Raw genomic sequence first — 22,685 nt, 5'->3', positions numbered from 1 at the left:
TGGTCCGCATGACAGAAGCCGTGCAGTACGACGTCGTGGTGCTCGGCGGGGGACCGGCGGGCGAGAACATCGTCGACCGGACCCGCGCCGCCGGCCTGAGCACAGCCCTGGTGGAGAGCGAACTCGTCGGCGGGGAGTGCTCGTACTGGGCCTGCGTCCCGAGCAAGGCACTGCTGCGCCCGGCGCTGGCCCGGGCCGACGCACGCCGGGTGCCGGGCCTGGCGGCGGCCGTCAAGGGGCCGCTGGACACGGCGGCGGTGTTCGCGCACCGCGACTACTGGACCGGACACTGGAACGACGAGGGGCAGATCGACTGGCTGGACTCGATCGGCGCCCATGTGTACCGGGGCCACGGCCGGCTGTACGGGCTCCGAAAGGTCGCCGTCACCAGTCCCGAGGGAGAGCACCACGTCCTCGCCGCCCGGCACGCGGTGGTCATCGCCACCGGCAGCCGCGCCGTGATCCCCGACCTGCCCGGGATCGTCGGAGCCCGCCCCTGGACCAGTCGCGAGGCCACCTCCGCGCAGGAGGCGCCCGGCCGGCTGCTGATCGTGGGCGGCTCCGTGGTGGCCTCCGAGATGGCCACCGCCTGGCAGGCCCTCGGCTCGCAGGTCACGATGCTCGTGCGCGGCTCCCGGCTGCTGCCGCGGATGGAGCCCTTCGCGGGCGAGCTGGTCGCCGAGGCGCTGGGCGAGGCCGGCGCGGTGATCCGTACGGGCGTGAGCGTCGAGGCGGTGGTACGGGACGGCTCGACCGGACCCGTCACCGTGGTGCTGGAGGGCGGCGAGACCCTGGAGGGCGACGAACTCCTGATGGCGACCGGGCGCTCGCCGCGGACCGAGGACATCGGGCTGGACACGGTGGGCGCGACCCCCGGTGAGTGGATCGAGGTCGACGAAACCTGCCGGGTTCCGGGCCACGACTGGCTGTACGCCGTCGGAGACGTCAACCACCGCGCGCTCGTCACCCACCAGGGCAAGTACCAGGCCCGCGTCGCGGGCGACGCCATCGCCGCCCGAGCGGCGGGCACCCCCTCGCTGGACACCGGCCGCTGGGGCGCGCACGCGGCGACCGCCGACAGCCAGGCCGTCCCGCAGGTGGTCTTCACCGACCCCGAGGCCGCGGCCGTCGGCCTCACCCTGGCCGAGGCGGAACAGGCCGGTCACCGGGTGCGCGCCGTCGACTACGACCTGTCCCAGGTCTCCGGCGCCGGGCTGTACGCCGACGGCTACCGCGGCCGGGCCCGGATGATCGTCGACCTGGACCGCGAGGTCCTCCTGGGCGCCACCTTCGTCGGCCCGGGTGCCGCCGAACTGCTGCACGCGGCCACCGTCGCCGTCGTGGCGGAGATCCCGGTCAAGCGCCTGTGGCACGCGGTCCCGGCCTTCCCCACCCTCAGCGAAATCTGGCTGCGCCTGCTGGAGACGTACCGGGGCCAGTCACCGGGCTAGGTATCACCCTTGCCGGCGGCCGGAGCCGTCAGGTGCTCGGTGAACCAGGACCGGGCCAGGCCGGCGACCTCCTCCAGCGCGCCCGGTTCCTCGAAGAGGTGGGTGGCGCCCTGGACCACCTCCAGCCGGTTCTGCAGCGCAGCAGGGACTGGGCCCGCCGGTTGAGGTCGAGGACCATCGTGTCGTCGCCCCCCACGATGAGGAGCGTCGGCGCCCGTACGTCGGCGAGCGCCGGTCCCGCGAGATCGGGGCGGCCGCCGCGGGAGACCACGGCGCCGACGTCCGCGTCGGCGGAAGCGGCGGCCCGCAGCGCCGCCGCGGCCCCGGTGCTCGCCCCGAAGTAACCGATCGGGACGGACTCGCGGCTCCGCAGCCAGCGGGTGGCGTCGGCCAGCCTCCCGGCCAGGGTTCCGATGTCGAAGACGTTCGCGCGGTCGGCCTCCTCGGACGAGGTGAGCAGGTCGAAGAGGAGCGTGCCCAGGCCGGCCTGCTGCAGGGCCGCCGCAACCGCACGATTGCGGGGGCTGTGGCGGCTGCTGCCGGAGCCGTGGGCGAACACCACGATCGCCTCCGCGCCGTCCGGGAGGGTGAGTTCTCCGGCCAGCCGCAGCCCGCCCGCCTGTACGTCGACGGATTCCGCAGTGGGCGGGCCCGACGGGCGGGACGGCGGATCGGCCGATGCCGCTGCCGGAGCCTCTGGAGAAGCCGGAGCCGGAGCCGGAGCCGGAGCCGGAGCGGGAGCCGACGGCGAGGCTGAGGCCGCGGCCTCGGCCAGCAGCGAGACGACCTCCTCGTCCGAGGTCTGCGAGAAGTCCTCGTACCACTCGCCGACGGCGCGAAACGCACGCGGCGTGGACAGGCAGACCACTTCGTCGGCCACGGTACGAAGCCAGCTGACGGCGTCAGGTGACGCGACGGGAGCGGCGAGCACCACCCGGGCCGCGCCTTGCGCCCGTACGACCTCGCACGCGGCCGCGGCGGTCGCGCCCGTCGCGATCCCGTCGTCCACCACGATCGCCGTGCGGTCTTCCATGGGCGTCCGGGGACGATCGGCGCGGAACCGGCGTGCCTGGCGGGCGAGTTCGGCTTCCTCGGCATGCTCGACCGAGGCGAGCTCTGCCTGTTTGGCGCGGCTCTGGCGGACGATGTGGTCGCTGATGATGCGCACCCCGCCCTCGCCGATGGCGCCGAATCCGAGCTCCCGGTGGTACGGGACGCCGAGCTTGCGGACGACGATCACATCGAGGGGGGCGCCGAGCGCCCGAGCGACTTCGAAGGCCACGGGGACTCCGCCCCGCGGCAGGCCGAGGACGACGGGTTCCTCCTGGGCGACGTGCCCCAGCGCCGCGGCGAGACGTCGGCCCGCGTCCGTGCGATCGGTGAACAGCACTGTGCTTCACCACCCCACAAGGGGAGAACAGGACCCTGTTCCATGCCTACTTAGACGCAACTCCACTTGCGGCCGCTCCGCAAGTCGGATCCGCTGGCTTACCGACCGGCACCCGCCGATCCCCGCCGATCCCCGCTGTTCCGGGGACGCCGTGGTGAGCGGAGGGGGCGTGTTGAATGTGGTGCACATGCCGTCTCCGGTGGGGGAGCCGCGGTGGACCACCGCTGCCGTCTCCCCTCGCGGGACTGCTGTCCCGCACCGGATCAGCGACGAAGGAGCCACCGCCCGTGATCGTGATCGCCCAACTCAGCGATGTCCATCTCGACGGCGACCGCCGTGCCGCCGACCGTACCCGCGCCGTCATGGAGTACCTGGACGCCCTGCCGTACGACCTGGACGCCGTACTGGTGAGCGGGGACATAGCCGATCACGGCAGCGCCGCCGAGTACGAGGAGGCCCGCAAGGTGCTGCGCTCGCGGCACCCGCTGGTCGTCTGCCCAGGCAACCACGACGAGCGCGTCGCCTTCCGCCAGGTCCTGCTGGACGAAGGGCCTTCGGCGGTCGCCTCCGCCGAGCCGGTCGACCAGGTGCTGCGCGGTGACGGCTTCGTGCTCGCGGTGTGCGACTCGTCCGTACCCGGCGAGCACCACGGCTTCCTCGGGGAGTCCACACTCGCCTGGCTGGAGGACCTGCTCGCCGGCACCCCTCGGGAGACCCCGGTCCTGGTCGGCTTCCACCACCCGCCGGTACCCCTGCACACGCCGTACGTCGATGACATCAGGCAGTTCGGAGAGGAGCGGCTCGCGGAGCTCGCCGGCCGGCACCCGCACCTGACGGCCTTCCTGTGCGGGCACGCCCACACGGCGGCGGCGACCACCTTCGCGGGGCGCCCGCTGCTCGTGGCGCCCGGTGTGGTCTCCACGCTCCGGCTGCCGTGGGAGGCGCGGTCGGGGGCCGACGAGCACGTCCACCTCGACGAACCGCCGGCCGTCGCCTTCCACGTACTCGGCGACGACGGACGGCTGACGACGCACTACCGGGTGGTCGTGGCCCGCCGGTAGCGACTGCCGTCACGGGTCCGCGTCAGCAGGCCCGAGATGATCAGGTAGCGCCGCAGGGCGGAGCAGTCCTCGTGCACCGTGAGCAGTGCGTCGTTCACCTCGGGCTCCGTGTAGTCCCGGTCCACCGCGAACAGGGTTTCGGTGAGGTGGACGAGCAACTGTTCGCGCCGGGCGGCCTTGCGGGGGATCGCGGTGAGGCGGCCGCCGGAGAAGAGGTCGGAGACGTCGCGTTGCGTACGGGGTGCGGTCTGGGGTTGCACAGTGCTCTGTGACATGGGAGGGAGCTTCACTCAGCCCCCTCCCCTCGGGCAACGGAATTAACCGCCACCGCCGGGACTGTGAAGCTCCCGGCTGCGCTCCGCGCTCGGGCGCCGGCGGCCGCCGCCCCTGGTCACGGGAGGAGTGGGGGGCGGCGGGACGTCTCACCGAGATCAGGGAGCGACGGTGATCTGCTGCGTCGGGTCGGTGGCGTCGGAAACCGTGTAGACGGCGTTGAAGACCGAGCTCGTCGCACTCGTCGGGCAGCCGAACCCGCCGACGACCTTGACCGGTACCGAGGCGTTGGTGAAGGTCAGCCGGGACGGAGCGCCGTTGGTCCAGCTGCCGCCCACCCCGGCCGGGGCAGTGGGCGCGGTGGTGACCGTACAGGTGGCGAGACCGGTCGTCTTGACCACGAGCCCGCCCACGGGGACGGTCAGGGTCGCCGTGCTCGGGGCGCCGTTCTGCATCGACACCGTCCAGGCACCGCTGGTGGTGACCGTGGGGGTCACCCCCGGCGTGCTGGACGTGCAGGAGCTGTACGTGGGCGGCGAGATCGGCGACGAGACCGGCCCGGCCGCGTTGTGGTTGCCGGGGGCGGCCGGCACCGTACCGGTGGCGACGGAGACCGTGCAGGTCACCGTCACCGATCCGGCTTTGAGGGTGGCCTTCCCGCTGAGGGTGGCCTTGAAGGTGTGCCCGGCCGGGGTGACGGTGGTCGACCCGGCCACCGGTAAGGGGGCGGCGGTGGCGGTGACCGAGGCCAGCGAGAGGGCCCCGGCGGCGGCCAGCCCGAGGGCGAGCGCGGTACGTGTACGGATCATGGTGGTGCTCCTTGGGGATCGTGGTGCGAGGTGGTGGGAGCGGGGGTGAGGGCGCGGTGGTAGGGGTGCGGGTGAGGGGTGGGGGCGGGGAGTACCCGGCTACCGCGGGGAGGTACCACTCTCCGCGGCGGGCTCGGTCGTCACTGGGGGCTCGACGGGCTCGACGGGCCTGACGGGCTGGGCGGACTTCGTGCCGCCGGCGCGCAGGCCGGCGGACGGCTGCCAGGCGAACATCAGGCCGCCGCCGACGATGCCGAGCAGGGTGCCGATGAGGAAGCCGCCCAGGTTCGACAGGACCAGTGCGCCGGTCGCGATCAGAGTGGTGAGGACGCCGGCGAGGCTGCGCTGGGGCGGCGAGAACCAGGCGGTGAGCCCGAGCACGATCATGATGATCCCCATCAGGACGGACGGGATCCCCGCCACTCCCTGCTGGAGCATGACCTTCAGCGGTGCCAGCGGAAGGACGCAGATCTCCGCCCCGGCGAGGATGGCGAAGAGCCCTCCCCAGAACGGTCTGCTGCGCCGCCAGCGCCGCCACCGCCACCGTCCGCGTCCGGGTTCGCGTCCGCGCTCGGGCCCGGGTTCGCGCTCGGGCCCGCGAGGTTCGGGACTGCGGCGGTTCAGAAGCATTCCTTCTTGCCCTTGCTGATGTTCATGCTCAGGCCGGAAAGCTTGAATGTGCCGGCGTTCGTCGCCCACGCCGTCTGCTGGAGATCGGTGATGCTGACGGTGTCCGCCTGCTGGGCGAAGAGGTCCTGCATGCCCTGCGCGTCGGCCGGGCCCTTGTCGAGGGTGGAGGCGTCCCGACCGATCTCGATGTTGGTGAAGGCGGCGTCGCCGGAGAGCTGGGTCGCGTCGACGAACAGGTTGCTCGCCTCGACCGGGCTCTTCTTGCCCGCCGTGAGATTGAGCGAGATGTCGCCGATCACCGGGAGCGTGGTGACCACGGACTGGCACAGGCTGTGCAGCTTGGCCTCCCTGATGGCGGTGACCGCCACCGGGATGAGCTCGTCGCGGGCGTTGACGTCGACACTGCCGTACTGCGCGAAGCCCTCGCCCTGCAGGCTCTTCGCCGACACCTTGAACTGCTGTCCCGACACCGCGAAGGAGGCGGCGAGCGCGCCCTGCGCGAGGGCGATGCCGAGGCCCGCCGTGACGGCGACGGCGGGGACGGTCAGGAGGGCGAACCGACGCCAGCGGACGTGGCCGCCTCCGGATCGCCCGGACGCGCCGGATCGATCGGGGGGGTCGGGCGGTCCGGAGGGGTCGGATAAGTGCGGGGAATCTGCCATGAGATCGTCCCTTATTTCGGCTGTGCACCGATGTTGTTACCGACGAGTTGAATGTAAGAGTGCCAATGACGGTTGGCAAGGTTGTGCGAGCGCACCTTTTAGGCCGACTCCTACTGCTCCGTACGCAGCAGTTCGGCGACCTCGGCCTCCACGCGCCGCGCCATCGCCCGCGCGAACTCCGTGGCCACGACCTCACCGGCCACCGGTCGCAGGGCCGCCACGGCCTCGGAGATGTGCTCCAACTGCGTGGCCGAAAGCCGCTCCAGCCCCTCCTCGCCGATCACATGCCGCCGGAACAGCCCGACGAACCGGTCCGCGAGAGCCGCCGCCTGTGTCTGTACGAAGTCCCCCGCGTCCAGGATGTCCGCGAGCGGCACGCCCTGGCGCACCAGCGTCAGCGTCGCCTCCAGCAGCCGTCGGCTCGGGTGCGTCACCCGGTCGCCGTCGACCGTCACGTACCCCAGCTCCACCGTCCGCCGGGTGTCCTCGGCCGTCGCCGTCGGGCCGAACAGCTCCCGCAGCTCGGCGCGGGTCATCGTGACCGACTCCTCCTGGACCCAGTCCCTGGTCATTTCCCGTTCGAAGCCCAGGAGTTGGGACAGGCCACCACCCTCTTCCCACGCGTGCAGCAACTCGGCGATGCCGTTGACGGTGTAGCCGCGCCCCAGCAGATCGCTGATCAGCCGCAGCCGGGTCAGGTGGTCGTCGGAGTACCAGGCGATCCGGCCCTCCCGGCGCGGGGGCGGCAGCAGCCCGCGCTCCTGGTAGTAGCGCAGATTGCGCACCTTGACGCCGGCCGCCCGGGCCGCGTCCTCCCGGCGGTAGCGCCCGCCCCCGCCGTCTACTCGGCCGTCATGCCGCGCCTGGCTGCTCACGCGGCCGAGTGTAGGACGTACTGGCAGGTCACATAGGCCGCGGACGATCCTGCTTGATCGCGCGCAGGACCACGAACTTCGGCTCGCTCGCCACGACTTCGCTGTTGCCGAAGAGCCGGCGCAGGTGCGTGTGGTAACCCATGTGCCGGTTGGCGACGATCCACAGCTCGCCGCCGGGCCGCAGCACCTTGCGCGACTGCGCGAACATCCGCAGCGCCGTCGCGTCCGTCGTCGCCTGGTGGGAGTGGAACGGCGGATTGCTCAGCACCAGGTCCACGGACCCGGGGGAGAGCATGGCCACCCCGTCCCCGACGAGGAACTCGGCGGTCCGCCGGCCTTCGCGGACGTTCGCCCGGTACGTGGCCTGCGCCGAGGCGATCGCCTGGTAGGACTCGTCGGTGAACACGACCTCGGCGTCCGGATCGGCGACCGCGACCGCCGTGCCGACGACGCCGTTGCCGCAGCCCAGGTCCACGACCCGGGCGCCGTCGGTGTTGGTCGGCAGGTTCTGCAGGAAGAAGCGGGTGCCGACATCGAGCCGGTCGGCGCAGAAGATCCCGGCGTGGTTGACGACGGTCAGCCCGGAAGCCGAGCCCGCCTCCTCGTCCACGGTGTACGTGACCGGCCAGGGACCCGGAGTCGTGGGGCGCGTGGCCCCGGGAGTGCCGGGCGTGCAGAAGATCAGCCGCGCCTTCTTCTCGGCGAGCGAGGTCTTGGTCGGGCCCAGGATCCGCTCGAAGAGCCGCAGCGTGGAGGTGTGGATCTCCTTGACCATCCCCGTACCGATGACGACCGTGCCCGCGTGCACGTGCGGGGCCAGCCGGTGCAGCTGGTCCTCCAGCAGGGCCAGGCTCTTGGGTACGCGCACCAGCAGTACGTCGATCCGCTCGGGCGGCGGATCCTGCGTGGTCAGCAGCGTCACCGTCGCCTTGGAGGTGCCGATCCCGTTGCGGTCCAAGTTCGCCGCGGTGGCGGAGCGGGTCAGCGAGGAGTCGGTGATCTGCGTCGGGTGGTACGCCGCGAGCGCGGTCGTCAGCGTCCCCCAGCGGTCTCCGAGCACGGTGATCTGGCCGGCGCCGGCCAGGTCCACCGGCCCGCGCTCCCCGGTACCGGAGTCGAGGTGGCGCAGCAGGTACTCGTCGGCGGCGTCCCAGGCGCGGAGCCGGTCGCGCGGGTCCTCGGGGAAGCGGGTGAGCTCGTAGGAGCCGAAAGGCGTGGTCAGACGGTTCATCGTGGCCCCAGGCTAACCGAGGCTGCGGCCCGGCCCCGCATGGGCGGGGCCGAGCCGCCCGCTACCCGGGGAACTCCCCGGCCCTCGCCGCGGCCGTCCGCAGGTACGGGGGGCCTCTTCCGCCGCCCGTACCGCTCCAGGTGTCACGTCGAAGAAGCGCCGGGCCCGCGCCCAGCGCCGGGCTGCCGTCCCGTGCCCGAAGCACGTCGTCGGCGCGTCCGCCGGGTCCTTCCGCGGTCCCGTCGGTGGGTCCGGTGCCTCCAACGCGGTCGAGCCGGGGAAGATTCCACTGACCTGAGCCGCCGCGGCGGGGCTAGGTTGTCCGTATGAGCAATCTCGATCGCCAGCCCGCCCTCTCCACCTGCGGCGGCCGCGGTTTCGTCGTCGCCGAACCGGTACGCGAGCTCCTCAGCCCGCGCAAGGTCATGCTCGGGGAGTCCACCGAAGTCCGCCGCCTCCTGCCGAACCTGGGCCGCCGCATGGTGGGCGCCTGGTGCTTCGTGGACCACTACGGCCCGGACGACATCGCCGACGAGACGGGCATGCAGGTCGCGCCGCATCCGCACTCCGGGCTCCAGACCGTGAGCTGGCTCCACGACGGCGAGGTGCTGCACCGCGACAGCCTGGGCAGCCTGGCGACGGTACGCCCGCGCGAGCTGGGCCTGATGACCTCCGGCCGCGGCATCAGCCACTCCGAGGAGAGCCCGCGCCCGCACGCCCGCTTCCTCCACGGCGCCCAGCTGTGGGTGGCCCTCCCGGACGCCCACCGCGAGGTGGAACCGCACTTCCAGCACCATGCCGAGCTTCCGCACGTGAGCGCCCCGGGCCTGACGGCGACGGTGATCCTGGGCACCCTGGACACGGCGACCTCGCCCGGTACGGCGTACACCCCGATCGTCGGCGCGGACCTCTCCCTCACGGCGGGCACGGAGACCCGGCTCCCGCTCGACCCGGACTTCGAGTACGGGGTCCTGTCGATGTCGGGCGAGGCCCACGTCGACGGCGTCCCGGTCCTCCCGGGCTCGATGCTCTACCTCGGCTGCGGCCGCACCGAACTCCCTTTGCGCGCAAGCTCGGACGCGGACCTGATGCTCCTGGGGGGCGAGCCGTTCGAGGAGGAGATCGTGATGTTCTGGAACTGGATCGGCCGGTCCCAAGAGGATATCGCACGGGCCCGCGAGGACTGGACGAACGGCACCCGCTTCGGCGAGGTAAAGGGCTATGACGGCGCTCCGATTCCTGCCCCGGAACTTCCCTCAACTCGCCTGAAGCCCAGGGGAAGAGTGCGCTGAACTGTGCTTACCTCCTGATGCGGGAGGCTGGGTAGGTGGAGGCGCTTTCCTTCCGCTTCCGAAGATCCGATGTGCGTGAAACGGCCGCCGGAAGCACTTCTTGGTCTTGAGGCTGTGTCTCGTGTGCAGCAGGCTGTGGTCAGGTCTAGTCGGACGCATGCTGACCCTTTGCTGAGAGCCGGGGGCTGGACCCTTGACGTGCCGGCGGGTCTGGGCCGAGATGGCTTCCGCTTCGACCAACTCCCGTTACAGGGCGACGGGCGGCAGTTGGCTGCTTATGGTTCGATGAGGCCGACGCGGATGGCGTAGCGGGTGAGTTCGAGGCGGTCGCGCAGACCGAGTTTCTGGAGCAGGTTCGCACGGTGGCGCTCGACGGTCTTGGCGCTGATGACCAGGAGGTCGCCGATCTCTTTGGAGGTATGGCCCTCGGCGACCAGTTTGAGGATCTCCTCCTCGCGTTCGGTGATGGGGCGGGCGGGCAGGGGGTCGCCTCTGCGGGCGCGGTCGAGGTAGGTGCGGATGAGGGTGGTCTCGGCGCCGGGGTAGATGAAGGGTTCGTCACGTAGGGCGGCGCGGCAGGCTTCGACGAGGTCGCGGTCGGCGACGGACTTCAGGACGTATCCGGAGGCGCCGGCTCTGAGCGCTTCGAAGAAGTACTGCTCGTTGTCGTACATCGTCAGCATCAAGGTGCGCAGGTTGGGGCGGATGCGGGCGAGTTCGCGGGCGGCTTGGAGACCGGTCTGGCGGGGCATGGCGATGTCGAGGATGGCCAGGTCGATGTCCTGGTCCCGGGTTTGGGCGACGGCTTCGGCTCCGTCGGCTGCCTCGGCGACGACGGTCAGGTCCGGTTCGGCGTCGAGGATGAGGCGTACGCCGCGGCGGACCAGGGCGTGGTCGTCGGCGAGCAGGATGCGGGCCGGTGCGGTCATCGGGCGATCTCCCCGGGGTGGTCTTCAGCGGTGTGGTCTGTGACGTTCAGACGTACTTGGGTGCCGCCGTGGGGGCCGGCGCCGATATGGAGCTCCGCGCCGATGAGCAGCGCGCGTTCGCGCATGCCGCGCATGCCGGCTCCTTCAGGCGCGGATCGGAGTCCCTGGCCGTTGTCGCGGGCCAGTAGGCCCACACCCCCGCCGGGCAGCGGCCGCAGGTGGAGTTCGACCGCGTAGGCGCCGGAGTGGCGGGCGGTGTTGGTCAGCGCCTCCTGGGCGATGCGGTAGAGGACGAGTTCCGCTGCCGGGTCCAGATGCGGCAGGCCGGGGGTGATGTGGGTGGTCACGCTCAGGCGGGAGGTGGTGAACTCGGCGGCCAGGGCGCGCAGGGCGCTGTGCAGGCCGAGTTCCTCCAGTACTCCGGGGCGCAGGCGGCGGGCGATGCGGCGGATCTCGTCCAGGCCGGCGCGGGTGGTCTCCTGGGCCTGGTGGAGGTCCTCGCGAACGCGGGCGGGAGCGTGGTCGGCTGCGTGTTTGAGCTGGAGGAGTACGGCGGTGAGGGTCTGGCCGACCTCGTCGTGGAGTTCCTGGGCGATGCGCTGGCGTTCGGCTTCCTGTGCGGACAGGACCCGGCCGGAACTGGCGGCCCGTTCGGCCTCGAGACGGCCGAGCATCGCGTTGAACGTCTTCGTCAGTTCGGCGATCTCGCCGGTGCCGGTGACCGTGGTGCGGTGGCCGGGCCGAAGGAGGTCTGCTGTGGCCATGGCCCGGGTCAGGCGCTGGAGCGGGGCGAGGCCGATCCGTAGCAGGACGGCGTTGGCGATCAGCATCGCCGCCAGCCCGGCGATCAGGACCAGGGCCTCGCCGAGCAGCACGGGGGTGGAGACGGTGACGGGGCCGAGAAGCAGCAGGACGGCCGCGACGAGGACGGCGGCGTTGAGGAGGAAGATCCGCCAGTACAGCGACATGGTCCCGCGCCTTTCTCGGTGGGCTCCCACCTTCACTGTCGCCGCCTCGCGTCCCGCCGTCATCCGCGGCCTGACCTGCGGCTGGCCTACTGCCCCGCCTCAGCCTGGTGGGTTGCGGCACCGCTTGTCCATCCGTGACGACACCCATATCCCCGCCCGTTCGCACCTGGCAACATGAGCCCTCGTCGCGCCGGATCACCTGCCCGATCCCGCCGCGCTTCGCACCACCATCGCAAAGACCGAACAGAGGGGGAGGGGCTGTGCCTGCTCCACGGATACGTACGACACCGCTGCCCGGCATCGGGGTCCAGTACGACCTCACGACACGCGAACACCGGCACCTGTCGGTGATCGCCCACCGGGACGGAACCCGGACCGTGAACGTCTACCGGGCGGACGATCCGGACGCGTGCGCGCAGTCGCTGCACCTGACGGGGGCGGAGACGGCGTCGCTGATCGACGCGCTGATGCCCGCGCACCACAGCCCGAACCTGCTCCACACCACGGATCTGGGTCTAGTGGCTGAGCGGATCGAACTGTCCGCGCACTCGTACTGGAACGGCAGGGTGCTGGGCGAGACCCGGATGCGCACCGAGACGGGTGTGTCGGTGGTCGCGGTCCTGCGCCGGGCGGAGGCCCGGCCGTCCCCCGCGCCGGACTTCCGCCTCGCCGGCGGGGACACCCTCATCGTGATCGGTACCCGCGAGGGCGTCGACGCTGCCGCCGCGATACTGGGACGGGAGTGAAGCCTGTGCACTCCGCAGTGTTCCTGATCGAGTTCGGGGCGATCATCCTCGGCCTTGGCCTGCTGGGCCGGGTCGCGGGCAGGCTCAAGTTCTCGCCCATACCCCTGTACCTACTGGCTGGCCTCGCCTTCGGTGAGGGCGGACTGCTTCCCCTGCCCGCCAGTGAGGAGTTCGTCGCGATCGGCGCCGAGATCGGCGTCATCCTCCTGCTGCTGATGCTCGGGCTGGAGTACACCGCCAGCGACCTCGTCTCCAACCTCAAGACCCAGTACCCCGCGGGTCTGGTCGACTTCACCCTGAACGCCGTTCCCGGCGCGCTGGCCGCGCTGCTGATGGGCTGGGGCCCGGTCGCCGCAGTCGTGCTGGCCGGAGTGACCTGGATTTCCTCCTCCGGCGTCATCGCCAAGGTGATGGGCGACCTGGGCCGCCTCGGCAACCGCGAGACCCCGGTCATCCTCAGCATCCTGGTCCTCGAAGACCTCGCCATGGCCGTCTACCTGCCCATCATCACCGCCCTGCTGGCCGGGGTGAGCCTGGCTGCCGGCAGCGCCACCCTGGCGATCGCCCTCGCCGTCGCGGGAGCCGTGCTGTTCGTCGCCGTCCGCTACGGACGGCTGATCTCCCGCTTCGTCTCCAGCGATGATCCCGAGAAGCTCCTTCTCGTGGTCCTCGGCCTGACCCTGCTGGTGGCAGGCATCGCGCAGCAGCTCCAGGTCTCCGCCGCCGTCGGCGCGTTCCTGGTCGGCATCGCCTTGTCCGGCGAAGTCGCCGAGGGCACCCACACGCTGCTGAGCCCGCTGCGGGACCTGTTCGCCGCGGTGTTCTTCGTCTTCTTCGGCCTGCACACCGACCCGGCCAGCATCCCTCCCGTGCTGCTTCCGGCACTCGCGCTGGCTGTCGTCACCGCGTGCACGAAGATCGCCACCGGTTACTGGGCCGCGAAGAGGGCCGGCGTCGGGGTCAAGGGACGCTGGCGCGCCGGCGGCACCCTGGTCGCCCGCGGCGAGTTCTCCATCGTCATCGCCGGTCTCGCCGTCACCGCCGGCATCGAGCCGGCGCTGGGGCCGCTGGCCACCGCGTACGTCCTCATCCTGGTGGTGATCGGGCCTCTGACCGCGCGCTACACCGAACCCGTGGCCGCCTGGATCCGCCAGCGCCGCAGCCCTGACGGGTCGCGCCTTGCCGCGACGCCCTCCCTGGCGAAGGCGCCGGAGACCGTACCGGACCAGGACCCGGCCGGCCGCGCGTGAGCGAGGACGACTGGGCGGCGCTCACCGGCACGGAGACCGCGCTGCTGCTCGCCGCTGCCGCTGCCGCCGCCGCAGGCGTTGACCACTCAGCGCCCGCCGCTCGGGGGCGGTGGTTCGAGGCGTCCGTGCTCGCCGAGCCACCGGGCCAGTTTGCCCCGCCGCCCGATCGCGCGCAGGCGCTGTTCTGCCGCTTCCCTGATGCCAGGTGTGGTGACCAGGAGCAGCTCATCACCGGTTTGCAGGACAGTCTCCGGGTGGGGAACGAGGGTGATGGCCTCGCGGACGATGAGGGTGATCACCGTGGGTGGCGGTAGACGGAGCTCGGCGACGGTGACGCCGTGGAGCCGTGACCCGGGCGGGATGGCGACGGTGAGGAGGTCGGCGTCCAGGATGTCCAGGGGCGCGGCTTCGACCTGGATCTCGCGCAGCGCACCGGGGCGGGTCACCCCCAGTTTGCGAGCCACCGTCGGCAGGGTGGGCCCCTGGATCAGGGTGAAGACCACCACGAGGACGAAGACGATGTTGAGCAGGCGCGGGGCACCGTCGACGGCCGCGACGATGGGGAAGGTCGCGAGCACGATGGGCACGGCCCCGCGCAGACCGGCCCAGGAGATGAACGCCTGATCCCGCCACGGGGTCCGGAAGAAGGCCAGGCAGGCGGCGACCGACACCGGCCGGGCGACGAGCAGGAGTACGAGGCCGACGGCGAGGGCGGGCAGGACGGCGGAGGGGAGTTCGCTGGGGTCGACGAGCAGGCCGAGCATGACGAACAGGCCGATCTGGGCGAGCCATCCGGTGCCCTCGGCAAACGAGCGGGTCGCGGCCCGGTGCGGGAGGCTTGAGTTGCCCAGGACCAGGCCGGCCAGGTAGGCGGCGATGATGCCACTGGCGTTCGCGGCGCCGCCCGCGGCGAAGGCGATGATGCCGAAGCCGACGGTGGCCAGCGGGTAAAGGCCGGTGGCGGGCAGGGCGATGTGGCGCAGAGCGGCAACCCCGATCCGGCCGATCAGCAAGCCCAGCACACCGCCGACAGCCAGCTGGTAGATCACGTTCCCGGCGATGTACGCGGGCTCGGGCAGATCGGCGGCCGCGGTGGAGAACACCAGCACCAGGATGATGGTCGGGGCGTCGTTGAACCCGGATTCCGCTTCCAGCAGCCCGGTGACCTTCTGAGGCAGCGGCAGAGAGCGCAGGACGGCGAAGACGGCGGCGGCGTCGGTGGAGGAGACGATCGCGCCGAGCAGGAGGGCCAAGTGCCAGTCCATGCCGAGGAGGAAGTGCGCTCCGGCGCCGGTGACGGCGACCGAGATGGCGACGCCGCCGGTGGCCAGGACTCCGGCCGGTGCCAGCAGGCGCCGCACATCGGCCCACTGGGTGGTCAATCCGCCTTCGACGAGAATGACTGCCAGGCCGGCGGTGCCCAGGGACTGTGCGAGCTGCGCGTCGTCGAACTCGATGCCGATGACGTCCTCACCGGCGAGGACTCCGACCGCAAGGAAGAACAGCAGGCTGGGCAGCCCGATCCGGTGGGCGGCGCGGGCGGCGGCGATGCTGGCCATGAGGACGCTGCCGCCGACCAGCAAGGCCAGATACAGCTGCTGCAGCGTCACGGCCGCTCCTCCCTTCGCCGGCCCCGATGACTTACGGCTGCCGCGGCCTGTTCCGTCGTCGGCCGGTGGTCTCGAAGAGGCTCACCGAGACAGATGCGAGGACCAGCCCGGCCGCGAGCAGCAGCCCGTGGGGCACGGCGGCACCGCTGATCACCGCGGCAATCGCGAGAGCCAGGGCCAGCCAGGCAGGGCCCCGCCGGTACTCCCGGGGCCGCCGGGGGCGGCCCTTGCCCAGACTCCGGGCGAAACGCGGATGCCAAGGCCACGGCGGGCCAAGACGGGCTGCCCTTCATGGGCGAAGGGGCACGGGAAAGTAGTCATCGGCGCGGACTCCGTTCGTGCCGAGGCCACGAACACACAGGCTGCCCCAGCCCGGCGCGCCGCTACGATCCAGCGCCGGAAGAGGCATCATGAGTGCTCTTCCCCCTCACCATCACCCGCCCTACCGGCCCCGTGCATCGGGGTCGACACCCATCTTTGGCCGCGCGCTTCGTCGGTAGATCGGCTCATCATCAGCCACAGCCCGATCCCGTGTCGGGCTGTACCCCGAGGGCGAGGGCGAGGGCGCGGCTGTGGGCGTTCGGCGGCGCGTACCTGCCGATCGGCGGAGTGGGGGAGTGCCGCCGCCGCACCCGATGCGGCGGCACCCACGGTACGGATCGGGTCTCAGGACATCTTCAGGAGTGCCAGCCCAGGAACTGCGGGGCGTGGCCCGCGATGTTGCCCATGACGTCCCAGCCGCCGACGAACCCGTGGGTCGGGGTGTTGAAGGAGTAGGGGTCGGGGAGGCCGAAGGTGTGTCCGGTCTCGTGCGCCACGACCTTGTGGCCCCAGCGCCACATGTCCTGGCCGAAGGTCACGGCCCACTTGACGCGGTTTGCGTCGGCGCTCACTCCGGCCGGCTCAGGCGTCGGGCTCGTCCTGGGGCCCGCCGTCGGGCCGGTCCAGCGCGGCGAGCGCCGACAGCGGGACCGGGGTGGCGAACGGGCGGCGCTCGGCGGGGGGTTCCGGGACGCCGTCGCGGGCCGCGAGGCAGGCCACGGCCGTCCCGCACATGCGCCCCTGGCACCAGCCCATGCCGGCCCGAGTGAGCAGCTTGGCGGTCCGCCCGTCACGCGCACCGAGGTCGGTTACGGCGTGACGGACGCTGCCCGCGGTGACTTCCTCGCAGCGGCACACGTCGGTGTCGTCGGTCAGCCAACGGGTCCATCGCCGCCCGGGCGCGTGCGCAGCGGCCATGACGTCGGCGAAGGCCCGCAGGCGGTTCCGGCGGCGCTGGAGCGCCCGGACCCGGCCCTCGGGGGTCCTCACCTTCCGCAGCCGGGCCGCGGCGGCGATGCCTGCCAGCTCGCCCTCGGTGCGGGCCAGTTCCGCGCCCCCCACCCCGCCGGCCTCGCCCGCCGCCCACAGGCCGCGGACGGAGGTCTCCTGGAGGCCGTCCAGGACGAGGGCGAGGGTGCGGTCGGGGGTGGTGCGGGTGGCGCAGCCGAGGGCCGTGGCCAGCTCGATCTGCGGAGCCAGCCCGTGTCCGACGGCCAGGGCGTCACACGCGATACGGCGCTCCGTGCCCGGTACGGGTGTCCAGTCGTGGTCGAGCCGCGCGACGGTAACGGCCTCCACCCGGTCGGTGCCGTGCGCCTCGATGACCGCGCTGCGCGTGTGCGGGCGGACCCGGTGCCGCGCCAGCGCCGCGCCGTACATCAGGGCCTCGGCCGCCTTGCGGGGGTTCGCCGCGAGCACGCGGGGGTGCCGGGCGTAGGCCAGGTACGCCGACGCCTCCACCACGGCCGGTACCCGCGCCCCCGCCGCGGCGAGCGACGAGGCGACGGCGAGCAGCAGCGGGCCGCTGCCCGCCACGACGATCCGTCGGCCGGGGAGCACCAGGCCGGACTTGAGCATGGCCTGCGCTCCGCCGGCTCCCACGACTCCGGGCAGGGTCCAGCCCGGGAAGGGCAGGTGCCGCTCGTACGCGCCGGTCGCGAGCAGGACGGCCCGGGCACGTACGCGGGTGGGTTCCTCGGTGCCGTCGGCGCCGGTGACGGCGTGCACCGTCCAGGAGTCCTCGGCCTCCTTCGTCACCGCCCAGACGTGGTGTCCGGCAAGATGGCGCACGCCGCGGTCCACCAGCCGCCGGCCGAGGTCGCGGAAAGCGGACCAGTCGTGGTGCAGGGCCTCGGGCCGTACGGCGCCCATCGGCGGTTCGGGGTGCCGGTAGAACTGTCCGCCGGTCTGCGGCGACGAGTCCAGCAGCGCGACGGTCAGGCCCAGTTCGGCGGCGGCGACGGCACCGGCGAGGCCGGCGCTGCCCGCGCCGACGACCGCGAGGTCGTACGGTTCACTCGCCGAGGCGGCGGTCATGGCCGTCCCCTTCCTGGGTGGTGATCGTGTCCCCGGGCCGGGCGGGGACCAGGCAGGCGCGGCGGTTGGGCCGCCCGTTGATGGTGGCGAGGCAGTCGTGGCACTGGCCGATGCCGCAGAACACACCGCGCGGGCGGCCCCGGCGCCGGGTCGTGCGCCAGGCGAGGATGCCCGCGCTCCAGAGGGCGGCGGCCACGGACTGGCCGGACAGTGCGGGTACGGGGCGTCCGTCGAAGGTGATCTCGAACGGGGGTCCCGGCCGTGCCCCGACCAGATCGGCGGGGGTGTGGGCCACGGGGGCCTCCTCTCGTGAAGGGGGGCGGAAGGACCGGCCGGGCGGCCGGGCCGCGCGGTGTCGGGGAAGCGGGGCGGCGCGACATCAGCGTGCAGAGCCGGCGCCGGATCAGGTGACGGGTCAGGCCGGGGCGAAGCGCTCCGGTCTGAACGGGCGGATGTCCAGGGGCAGTTCCTCGCCGGTGAGGCAGCGGGCGACGACCATGCCGGTCGCCGGGGCGAGGCCGATGCCGGCGCCCTCGTGCCCGCATGCGTGCAGCAGACCGGGTACGCGCGGGTCCGGCCCGATGGCGGGCAGGTGGTCGGGCAGGTACGGGCGGAAGCCCGCGTAGGTCCGCATCGCCCGCACCGTGGACAGTACCGGGAACAGGGCCGTGGCCCCGGCCGCGAGCCGCCGCAGCACCTCGGTGGAGAGCGTACGGTCGAAGCCGACGCGTTCCCGGCTGGCGCCGATGAGGACGGGCCCGGCGGGGGTGCCCTCGACCACGGCCGAGGTCTGGAGGGCCGCGGAACCGCTGGCGACGTCCGCGACGTAATCGGCGGCGTACACCTTGTGGCGCACCACGCGCGGCAGCGGTTCGGTGACCAGGACGAAGCCCCGCCGGGGCAGTACGGGTAGGTCCACCCCGGCGCACCGGGCGATCTCGCCGCCCCGGGTTCCGGCGGCGTTCACCACGTACGGGGCGTGGATCTCCTCGCCGCGGGCGGTCCGTACGCCGAGGACTTCGCCGTGCGCCCCGGTGGGCACGGCGACGACCTCCTCGCCGAGCCGGAGCCGTACCCGGTCACCGCACGCGCGCAGCAGGTGGGCGGCGGCGAGCGCGGGCATGACCTGGGCGTCCTCGGGGTAGTGGAAGCCGCCGCCCAGGCCCGGGGCGAGGTGGGGTTCGAGGTCGCGCAGCCGGTCGGCCGGGATCTCTCGCGCGGTGACACCGGCCTCGCGCTGTCCGGCGGCGAAGACGCGCAGGGCGCGCATCCGGGTCTCGTCGGAGGCGACGACGAGGCCGCCCTTGGGCTCGTACTCGATCTCCGGCGGGAGTTGCCGGGCGAGCCGCCGCCACAGGCTGGCGGAGAGGAGGGCGAGTTCGAGTTCGGGGCCGGGTTCCTTGTCGGAGAGGAGGAGGTTCCCCTCGCCCGCTCCCGTGGTGTCGCCGGCGACGGGGCCGCGGTCGATCACGGTGACGGTGAGACCGGCGAGCGCCGCGTAGTATCCGCAGGCCGCGCCGATCACGCCTGCGCCGATGACGATGACGTCCGAAGTGGGTCTTCTGGGCACGGCAGTAATATTTCACATTGCACTTTGGTTGCCAAGAGGTCCGAACGGTCGCCAAGGGTCCCGGAGGGGGCCGCCGGGACACAGGTGGCATAACGGGCTCCTGGGGTGTACTGGTCCAGGTTCCGCTACCTCAGTGATCCGGAAGCCCTTGTTGCGCACAGGCTCCACCAGTCCCTCGCGGGCGAGGTCCAGCATCGCCTCGCGGTGGTTCAGCCCCTAGGACCGCATCCGGGGTGGCCGGACTCCAGGAGTCCGAGGGCGATGAGTTTCGCCATGGTTTCCAGTCTGTATCTACACACGCGATCAACCGCACTAGAGGAGAGCATCATGTCCGCTACCTACACATTCGACGTCTTTTCCAGCCTTGACGGCTTCGGCGCCGCCAGCGGCCGCTGGAGCGGCTACTGGGGCAAGCAAGGACCCGAGCTCCTCGACCACCGCCTCGCCCTGTACGGCGAGGAGCAGCGGATGGTCTTCGGGGCCAACACGTATCGGGCGTTCGCGCGGATGCTGGCCTCGAGCACCGAGGAGTCCGAGGTGCGTGACCCATGGGTCACACGGATGAGGAGCCTGCCGGCAACGGTGGTTTCGACCACACTGGAAGGACCCCTCGACTGGCCGGATGCGAACGTCGTGAGCGGCGACGCCGTCGACGTCATCGCTCGGCTCAAGGAGGAGTCCGAGGTACCGCTGCGCTCGCACGGCAGCCTGTCGATGAACCGGGCGCTGATGGCCGCCGGTCTGGTCGACCGCGTCCAGGTGACGCTCTTCCCTGTGATCACCGGTCAGACCGGGCTGGAGCCGATCTTCCAGGGTGCGGCCGACTTCGACCTCGAGCTGATCGAGTGCCGGACGCTCGACGGCCACATTCAAGAGCTCATCTACCGGCCCACCCTGCATGTCTGAGTCCATCCATGCACCCCACCCCGTCAAGCAGCCGCGCCTGCGGGTACGTGTGCTCGGGTTCTGGACGTGCATCGCCGGCGGATGGGGGCACAGAGTCACATCCATCCCAGGGTGCGGGGGAGGGGCTGCCGAGAGGCGTCCGTCGAAGGCGTTCAGGGCGGTTCTCCAGCGCATGGTCCAGCGGACTTGGCCCTTCCCGGTGGGGTCCAGGGACGTGATCGCCATGTAGACGCAATGCAGGGTCCAGGGCATCACCCGAGGTCGTCGCGCGGGTACCGCACCCCGATCCGCCGGCGTACGACGTCAAGAGTGCGGATGACGTCGAGCGTGCCGTCCAGGGGGACCAGCGGCGACTCGGTCTCGCCCGACCGCAGGCAGCGCATCACCTCGGCGGCTTCCCGGCCGTAGCCGTGTCCGGCGACCGGCGGGGCGGGGAAGTGCTGCGGTTCGGCTCCGGCGCGGTGGAGGACGATCCCGCCGGGGTTGAAGAGGTTCGCCGGGATGTCGATGCGTCCACGTGTGCCGTAGATGACGGCGGCCTGGCTCAGTCGCGGCGAACGAGCAGGTCAGCAGCGCCGTGGCCCCGCTGCGGTAGCCGAGGAGAACGCTGGTGTGCTCGTCCACGCCTTCCGGCGTCAGATGCGCCTGCGCCTGGATGTGCTCCGGTGAGCCGAGCAGGGAGTGGGCCAGTGCAACGGGATAGACGCCGGCGTCGAGCAGGGCGCCGCCACCCGTAGCGGCGGTGGAGGCGGCAGCAGGCGGCGAGCCAGACCCTGGTGCGTTCGATGGTCCAGCGGTGGCGGCCCAGTCGCTGCGACGACGATCGAGATCCGTGTCACCGTGGCGGGTACGGGGACGCTGCGGACGCGCACCCCGGACGGGTTCAGGGCGCCGGAGACGCCCCAGGCGTGAAAGATCCTCCGTGAGCCGGTGCAGGGCCCGCCCGTCAAGCCCGACCCTCGCGTCCCGGTTCAACACCAGCAGGCCTGCTGGGCTCGACTTTCGTGATGCCGGCGGGGGGGTGCCTGATGTGGGCACCACCCCGCCGCGTGGTGGGTCGTCTGGTGGATCAGTCGGTGCCGTAGTAGCCGAAGTAGTCGATGATCAGGTCGACTTCCTCCCAGCCCTGGTTCCAGAAGGCGACCATGCCGCTGTCGGCGGGGCTGGCCTGGACGAGGTTCGCGGCCGTTTTGCCCGCCGTCCAGTTCAGATTGGAGGAGACCGGACGCGCCGGCGGGGTCGCGGTGCCGTTCTCGTACTGCTCGCGCGTGTTCGGGTCCGGGGCCACTGACAGGAAGCCGGCGCCTGTTGTGTTGGTGACCGTGGTGTTCAGGACGTACGCCTCGACGTTGGGGATCGCCTGCAGGCGGAGGTAGTCACGGGCCGCGAGCGGGCTGCCGTCCTGACGGGTGTCGACCATCCGGGTCGGCGTCGGGTGGTTCCACACATAGGCGGCATTGCTGTCGGGCGTGTAGTAGCCGTTGACGTCGACGACGATGTCGGTGGGCTGCCAGGCGCCGTTGCGGACGATGATCCGGCCGTCGGGTCCAACGGGCACGATGACCGAGTTGGCGACCGTCTGGCCCGTGGTGAAGTTCAGGTTGGACGCCGTCGGGGCTGCCTGCCCGCTGGGGTAGACGGTCAGGTGGCCGGCTTCGCGTGGGTTGGTGACCGTCACGTTGAGCGAGACGGCGGTGGCGCCCTTGGGAACGCCGCCCATCCCTGCGATCTGCACGCCGAAGGAGCCCTGCCCGGTGACCTGGCCCTTGGCAGTGCCCCGACCCTCGCGGGTGTCGACGAACCGGGTCGGCGAGAGCGAGGTGAAGCCGCTGGACGCGGCTGCGGTGAAGTATCCCGTCACGTCTGCGATGAGGTCGACGGACTCCCAGCCGACGTTGTCCAGGTTGACGCGCCCGTCTCGGCCGACCGGCATGATGACCAGGTTCGGCACGGTCTCGCCGGGGGCGTAGTTGATGCTGGACGTCTCGGGCCTCGGACGACCAGTGCCCCAGGCGATGATGTGACCACTGCCGGTGGTGTTGGTGACGGTGAGGTTGAGGGCCACAGCGGTGACTCCGTCAGGAATGGTGCCGTTGCCAGTGATCTTGACGCTGGTCGAGCCGTACGCCGGGACCTTGCCCTTTTCCTGGCCCGTGCCGTCGCGGGTGTCCAGAAGACGCATGGGGGTGTGCGGGGTGAAGTCCGAGCCCCGCGTCTTCACGGTCACCTTGTTGACGGCCTGCGTATTCGTCGCCGCGTCGGTCACGGTAACGGTGATCGTGTACTCACCGACCTCGGCGTACGCGTGCTTGCTTACCAGTGGCTCGGCAGCGTCGGCAGTGACCGTATCCGTGGTGCCGTCGCCCCAGGAAATGGTGACGTCGAGCGGGCCTTCAGCGCCGCTGAAGGTGGAATGGACAAGCATCCCGTGCGCCGTCGTGCCCCAACTGTGCAGTCTGACCGAAAGGTCCTGGCTCTCGGCGGCGGTCGCAGCCCGGCTCTGGGCGGGCGGCACCACAGTGCGGACCGTACGGTCCGTGGAACTGCTGAAGACTTCGGCTCCGGACGCCTCGGCCGTGCTCGGGTCCATATCGGGAGCGGCTGCCCTATGGGGATCGGGTGCTACCGGCTGGGCCTGGGCCATGCCGGGTATGAGTCCAACGCCGGCTGCCAG

The 22,685-nt window shown here is 71.7% G+C and carries 20 protein-coding genes and 4 pseudogenes; 6 read left to right on the top strand and 18 right to left on the bottom strand.

Annotated elements, in window-relative coordinates:
• The first annotated feature begins 8 nt into the window (after nucleotides 1-8).
• Nucleotides 9-1,451 carry an NAD(P)/FAD-dependent oxidoreductase gene (locus ABZX75_RS26085; protein ID WP_355414568.1) on the top strand — a complete coding sequence of 481 codons (1,443 nt, stop codon included), beginning with the start codon at nucleotides 9-11 and terminating at the stop codon, nucleotides 1,449-1,451.
• Here ABZX75_RS26085 and ABZX75_RS26080 read toward each other — a convergent pair.
• Nucleotides 1,448-2,841, bottom strand: a pseudogene (locus ABZX75_RS26080) (alpha/beta family hydrolase). The gene ABZX75_RS26085 and the pseudogene ABZX75_RS26080 sit on opposite strands and share 4 nt — an antisense overlap.
• Nucleotides 2,842-3,128: 287 nt before the next feature.
• On the opposite strand from ABZX75_RS26080, the gene ABZX75_RS26075 reads away from it, so the two are divergent.
• Nucleotides 3,129-3,902: a metallophosphoesterase gene (locus ABZX75_RS26075; RefSeq protein ID WP_355414566.1), complete on the top strand. Its 774-nt coding sequence runs from the start codon at nucleotides 3,129-3,131 to the stop codon at nucleotides 3,900-3,902.
• Here the strand turns inward: ABZX75_RS26075 and ABZX75_RS26070 are convergent.
• The 6 genes from ABZX75_RS26070 to ABZX75_RS26045 all read right to left on the bottom strand — a co-directional run bounded on the left by ABZX75_RS26070 (nucleotide 3,875) and on the right by ABZX75_RS26045 (nucleotide 8,373).
• Complete coding sequence (locus tag ABZX75_RS26070) at nucleotides 3,875-4,177, bottom strand: DUF2087 domain-containing protein (protein WP_355414564.1); 303 nt, start codon at nucleotides 4,175-4,177, stop codon at nucleotides 3,875-3,877. The two genes, ABZX75_RS26075 and ABZX75_RS26070, sit on opposite strands and share 28 nt — an antisense overlap.
• 156 nt (nucleotides 4,178-4,333) lie before the next feature.
• Nucleotides 4,334-4,984, bottom strand: a complete 651-nt coding sequence (locus tag ABZX75_RS26065; protein WP_355414561.1) for a hypothetical protein — start codon at nucleotides 4,982-4,984, stop codon at nucleotides 4,334-4,336.
• A gap of 99 nt (nucleotides 4,985-5,083) precedes the next feature.
• Nucleotides 5,084-5,614, bottom strand: coding sequence for a DUF6114 domain-containing protein (locus ABZX75_RS26060; protein ID WP_355414559.1), 531 nt, complete (start codon nucleotides 5,612-5,614; stop codon nucleotides 5,084-5,086).
• The gene (locus ABZX75_RS26055) at nucleotides 5,605-6,162 is read right to left on the bottom strand and encodes a DUF6230 family protein (protein WP_355414598.1); all 558 of its coding nucleotides are present in this window, start codon (nucleotides 6,160-6,162) and stop codon (nucleotides 5,605-5,607) included. The genes ABZX75_RS26060 and ABZX75_RS26055 overlap by 10 nt, the downstream gene beginning before the upstream one ends.
• A gap of 224 nt (nucleotides 6,163-6,386) precedes the next feature.
• Nucleotides 6,387-7,151 (bottom strand): MerR family transcriptional regulator, encoded by a 765-nt coding sequence (locus ABZX75_RS26050; RefSeq protein WP_355414557.1) that lies wholly within the window; start codon nucleotides 7,149-7,151, stop codon nucleotides 6,387-6,389.
• A gap of 28 nt (nucleotides 7,152-7,179) precedes the next feature.
• Entirely contained in the window at nucleotides 7,180-8,373 is a 1,194-nt protein-coding gene (locus ABZX75_RS26045; RefSeq protein ID WP_355414596.1) for a methyltransferase, read from the bottom strand.
• 335 nt (nucleotides 8,374-8,708) lie between these two features.
• Here ABZX75_RS26045 and ABZX75_RS26040 point away from each other — a divergent pair, with 335 nt between their 5' ends.
• Nucleotides 8,709-9,674 (top strand): pirin family protein, encoded by a 966-nt coding sequence (locus ABZX75_RS26040; protein ID WP_355414555.1) that lies wholly within the window; start codon nucleotides 8,709-8,711, stop codon nucleotides 9,672-9,674.
• Between the two features lie 275 nt (nucleotides 9,675-9,949).
• Here the strand turns inward: ABZX75_RS26040 and ABZX75_RS26035 are convergent, their stop codons facing one another.
• The gene (locus ABZX75_RS26035) at nucleotides 9,950-10,603 is read right to left on the bottom strand and encodes a response regulator transcription factor (RefSeq protein ID WP_355414553.1); all 654 of its coding nucleotides are present in this window, start codon (nucleotides 10,601-10,603) and stop codon (nucleotides 9,950-9,952) included.
• Nucleotides 10,600-11,571, bottom strand: a complete 972-nt coding sequence (locus ABZX75_RS26030) for a sensor histidine kinase (RefSeq protein ID WP_355414551.1) — start codon at nucleotides 11,569-11,571, stop codon at nucleotides 10,600-10,602. Before ABZX75_RS26030 ends, ABZX75_RS26035 begins: the two co-directional genes overlap by 4 nt.
• 260 nt (nucleotides 11,572-11,831) lie before the next feature.
• Between ABZX75_RS26030 and ABZX75_RS26025 the strand changes: the two genes are divergently transcribed.
• On the top strand, nucleotides 11,832-12,317 hold the full coding sequence (locus tag ABZX75_RS26025; protein WP_355414549.1) for a TrkA C-terminal domain-containing protein: 486 nt from the start codon (nucleotides 11,832-11,834) through the stop codon (nucleotides 12,315-12,317).
• Between the two features lie 5 nt (nucleotides 12,318-12,322).
• The gene (locus ABZX75_RS26020; RefSeq protein WP_355414547.1) at nucleotides 12,323-13,567 is read left to right on the top strand and encodes a cation:proton antiporter; all 1,245 of its coding nucleotides are present in this window, start codon (nucleotides 12,323-12,325) and stop codon (nucleotides 13,565-13,567) included.
• Nucleotides 13,568-13,653: 86 nt separating this feature from the next.
• Here ABZX75_RS26020 and ABZX75_RS26015 read toward each other — a convergent pair whose 3' ends face one another.
• The 6 genes and pseudogenes from ABZX75_RS26015 to ABZX75_RS25990 form a co-directional block, all read right to left on the bottom strand.
• Nucleotides 13,654-15,177 carry a potassium/proton antiporter gene (locus ABZX75_RS26015; protein WP_355414545.1) on the bottom strand — a complete coding sequence of 508 codons (1,524 nt, stop codon included), beginning with the start codon at nucleotides 15,175-15,177 and terminating at the stop codon, nucleotides 13,654-13,656.
• 680 nt (nucleotides 15,178-15,857) lie between these two features.
• A pseudogene (locus ABZX75_RS26010) lies at nucleotides 15,858-16,073 on the bottom strand (peptidase M6); the annotation flags it as partial.
• 7 nt (nucleotides 16,074-16,080) lie between these two features.
• Nucleotides 16,081-17,535, bottom strand: coding sequence for an FAD-dependent oxidoreductase (locus tag ABZX75_RS26005; RefSeq protein ID WP_355414543.1), 1,455 nt, complete (start codon nucleotides 17,533-17,535; stop codon nucleotides 16,081-16,083).
• Entirely contained in the window at nucleotides 17,513-17,830 is a 318-nt protein-coding gene (locus ABZX75_RS26000) for a (2Fe-2S)-binding protein (protein ID WP_355414541.1), read from the bottom strand. Before ABZX75_RS26000 ends, ABZX75_RS26005 begins: the two co-directional genes overlap by 23 nt.
• A 120-nt stretch (nucleotides 17,831-17,950) precedes the next feature.
• Nucleotides 17,951-19,105 (bottom strand): FAD-binding oxidoreductase, encoded by a 1,155-nt coding sequence (locus ABZX75_RS25995; RefSeq protein ID WP_355414539.1) that lies wholly within the window; start codon nucleotides 19,103-19,105, stop codon nucleotides 17,951-17,953.
• A gap of 104 nt (nucleotides 19,106-19,209) precedes the next feature.
• Nucleotides 19,210-19,309, bottom strand: a pseudogene (locus ABZX75_RS25990) (GntR family transcriptional regulator); the annotation flags it as partial.
• A gap of 123 nt (nucleotides 19,310-19,432) precedes the next feature.
• On the opposite strand from ABZX75_RS25990, the gene ABZX75_RS25985 reads away from it, so the two are divergent.
• Nucleotides 19,433-20,011: a dihydrofolate reductase family protein gene (locus tag ABZX75_RS25985; RefSeq protein WP_355414537.1), complete on the top strand. Its 579-nt coding sequence runs from the start codon at nucleotides 19,433-19,435 to the stop codon at nucleotides 20,009-20,011.
• A 251-nt stretch (nucleotides 20,012-20,262) separates the two neighbouring features.
• On the opposite strand, the gene ABZX75_RS25980 is transcribed toward ABZX75_RS25985, so the two are convergent.
• The 3 genes and pseudogenes from ABZX75_RS25980 to ABZX75_RS25970 form a co-directional block, all read right to left on the bottom strand.
• Nucleotides 20,263-20,394: a hypothetical protein gene (locus ABZX75_RS25980; RefSeq protein ID WP_355414535.1), complete on the bottom strand. Its 132-nt coding sequence runs from the start codon at nucleotides 20,392-20,394 to the stop codon at nucleotides 20,263-20,265.
• 350 nt (nucleotides 20,395-20,744) lie between these two features.
• Nucleotides 20,745-20,837 (bottom strand): annotated as a pseudogene (locus ABZX75_RS25975) (IS5/IS1182 family transposase); the annotation flags it as partial.
• A gap of 243 nt (nucleotides 20,838-21,080) precedes the next feature.
• Nucleotides 21,081-22,436 (bottom strand): hypothetical protein, encoded by a 1,356-nt coding sequence (locus ABZX75_RS25970; RefSeq protein ID WP_355414533.1) that lies wholly within the window; start codon nucleotides 22,434-22,436, stop codon nucleotides 21,081-21,083.
• Between the last annotated feature and the right edge of the window lie 249 nt (nucleotides 22,437-22,685).

This window comes from Streptomyces sp. NPDC003038, from assembly GCF_040611115.1.
Lineage (GTDB): Bacteria > Actinomycetota > Actinomycetes > Streptomycetales > Streptomycetaceae > Streptomyces.
This window is presented reverse-complemented; position numbering and strand designations above follow the sequence as displayed.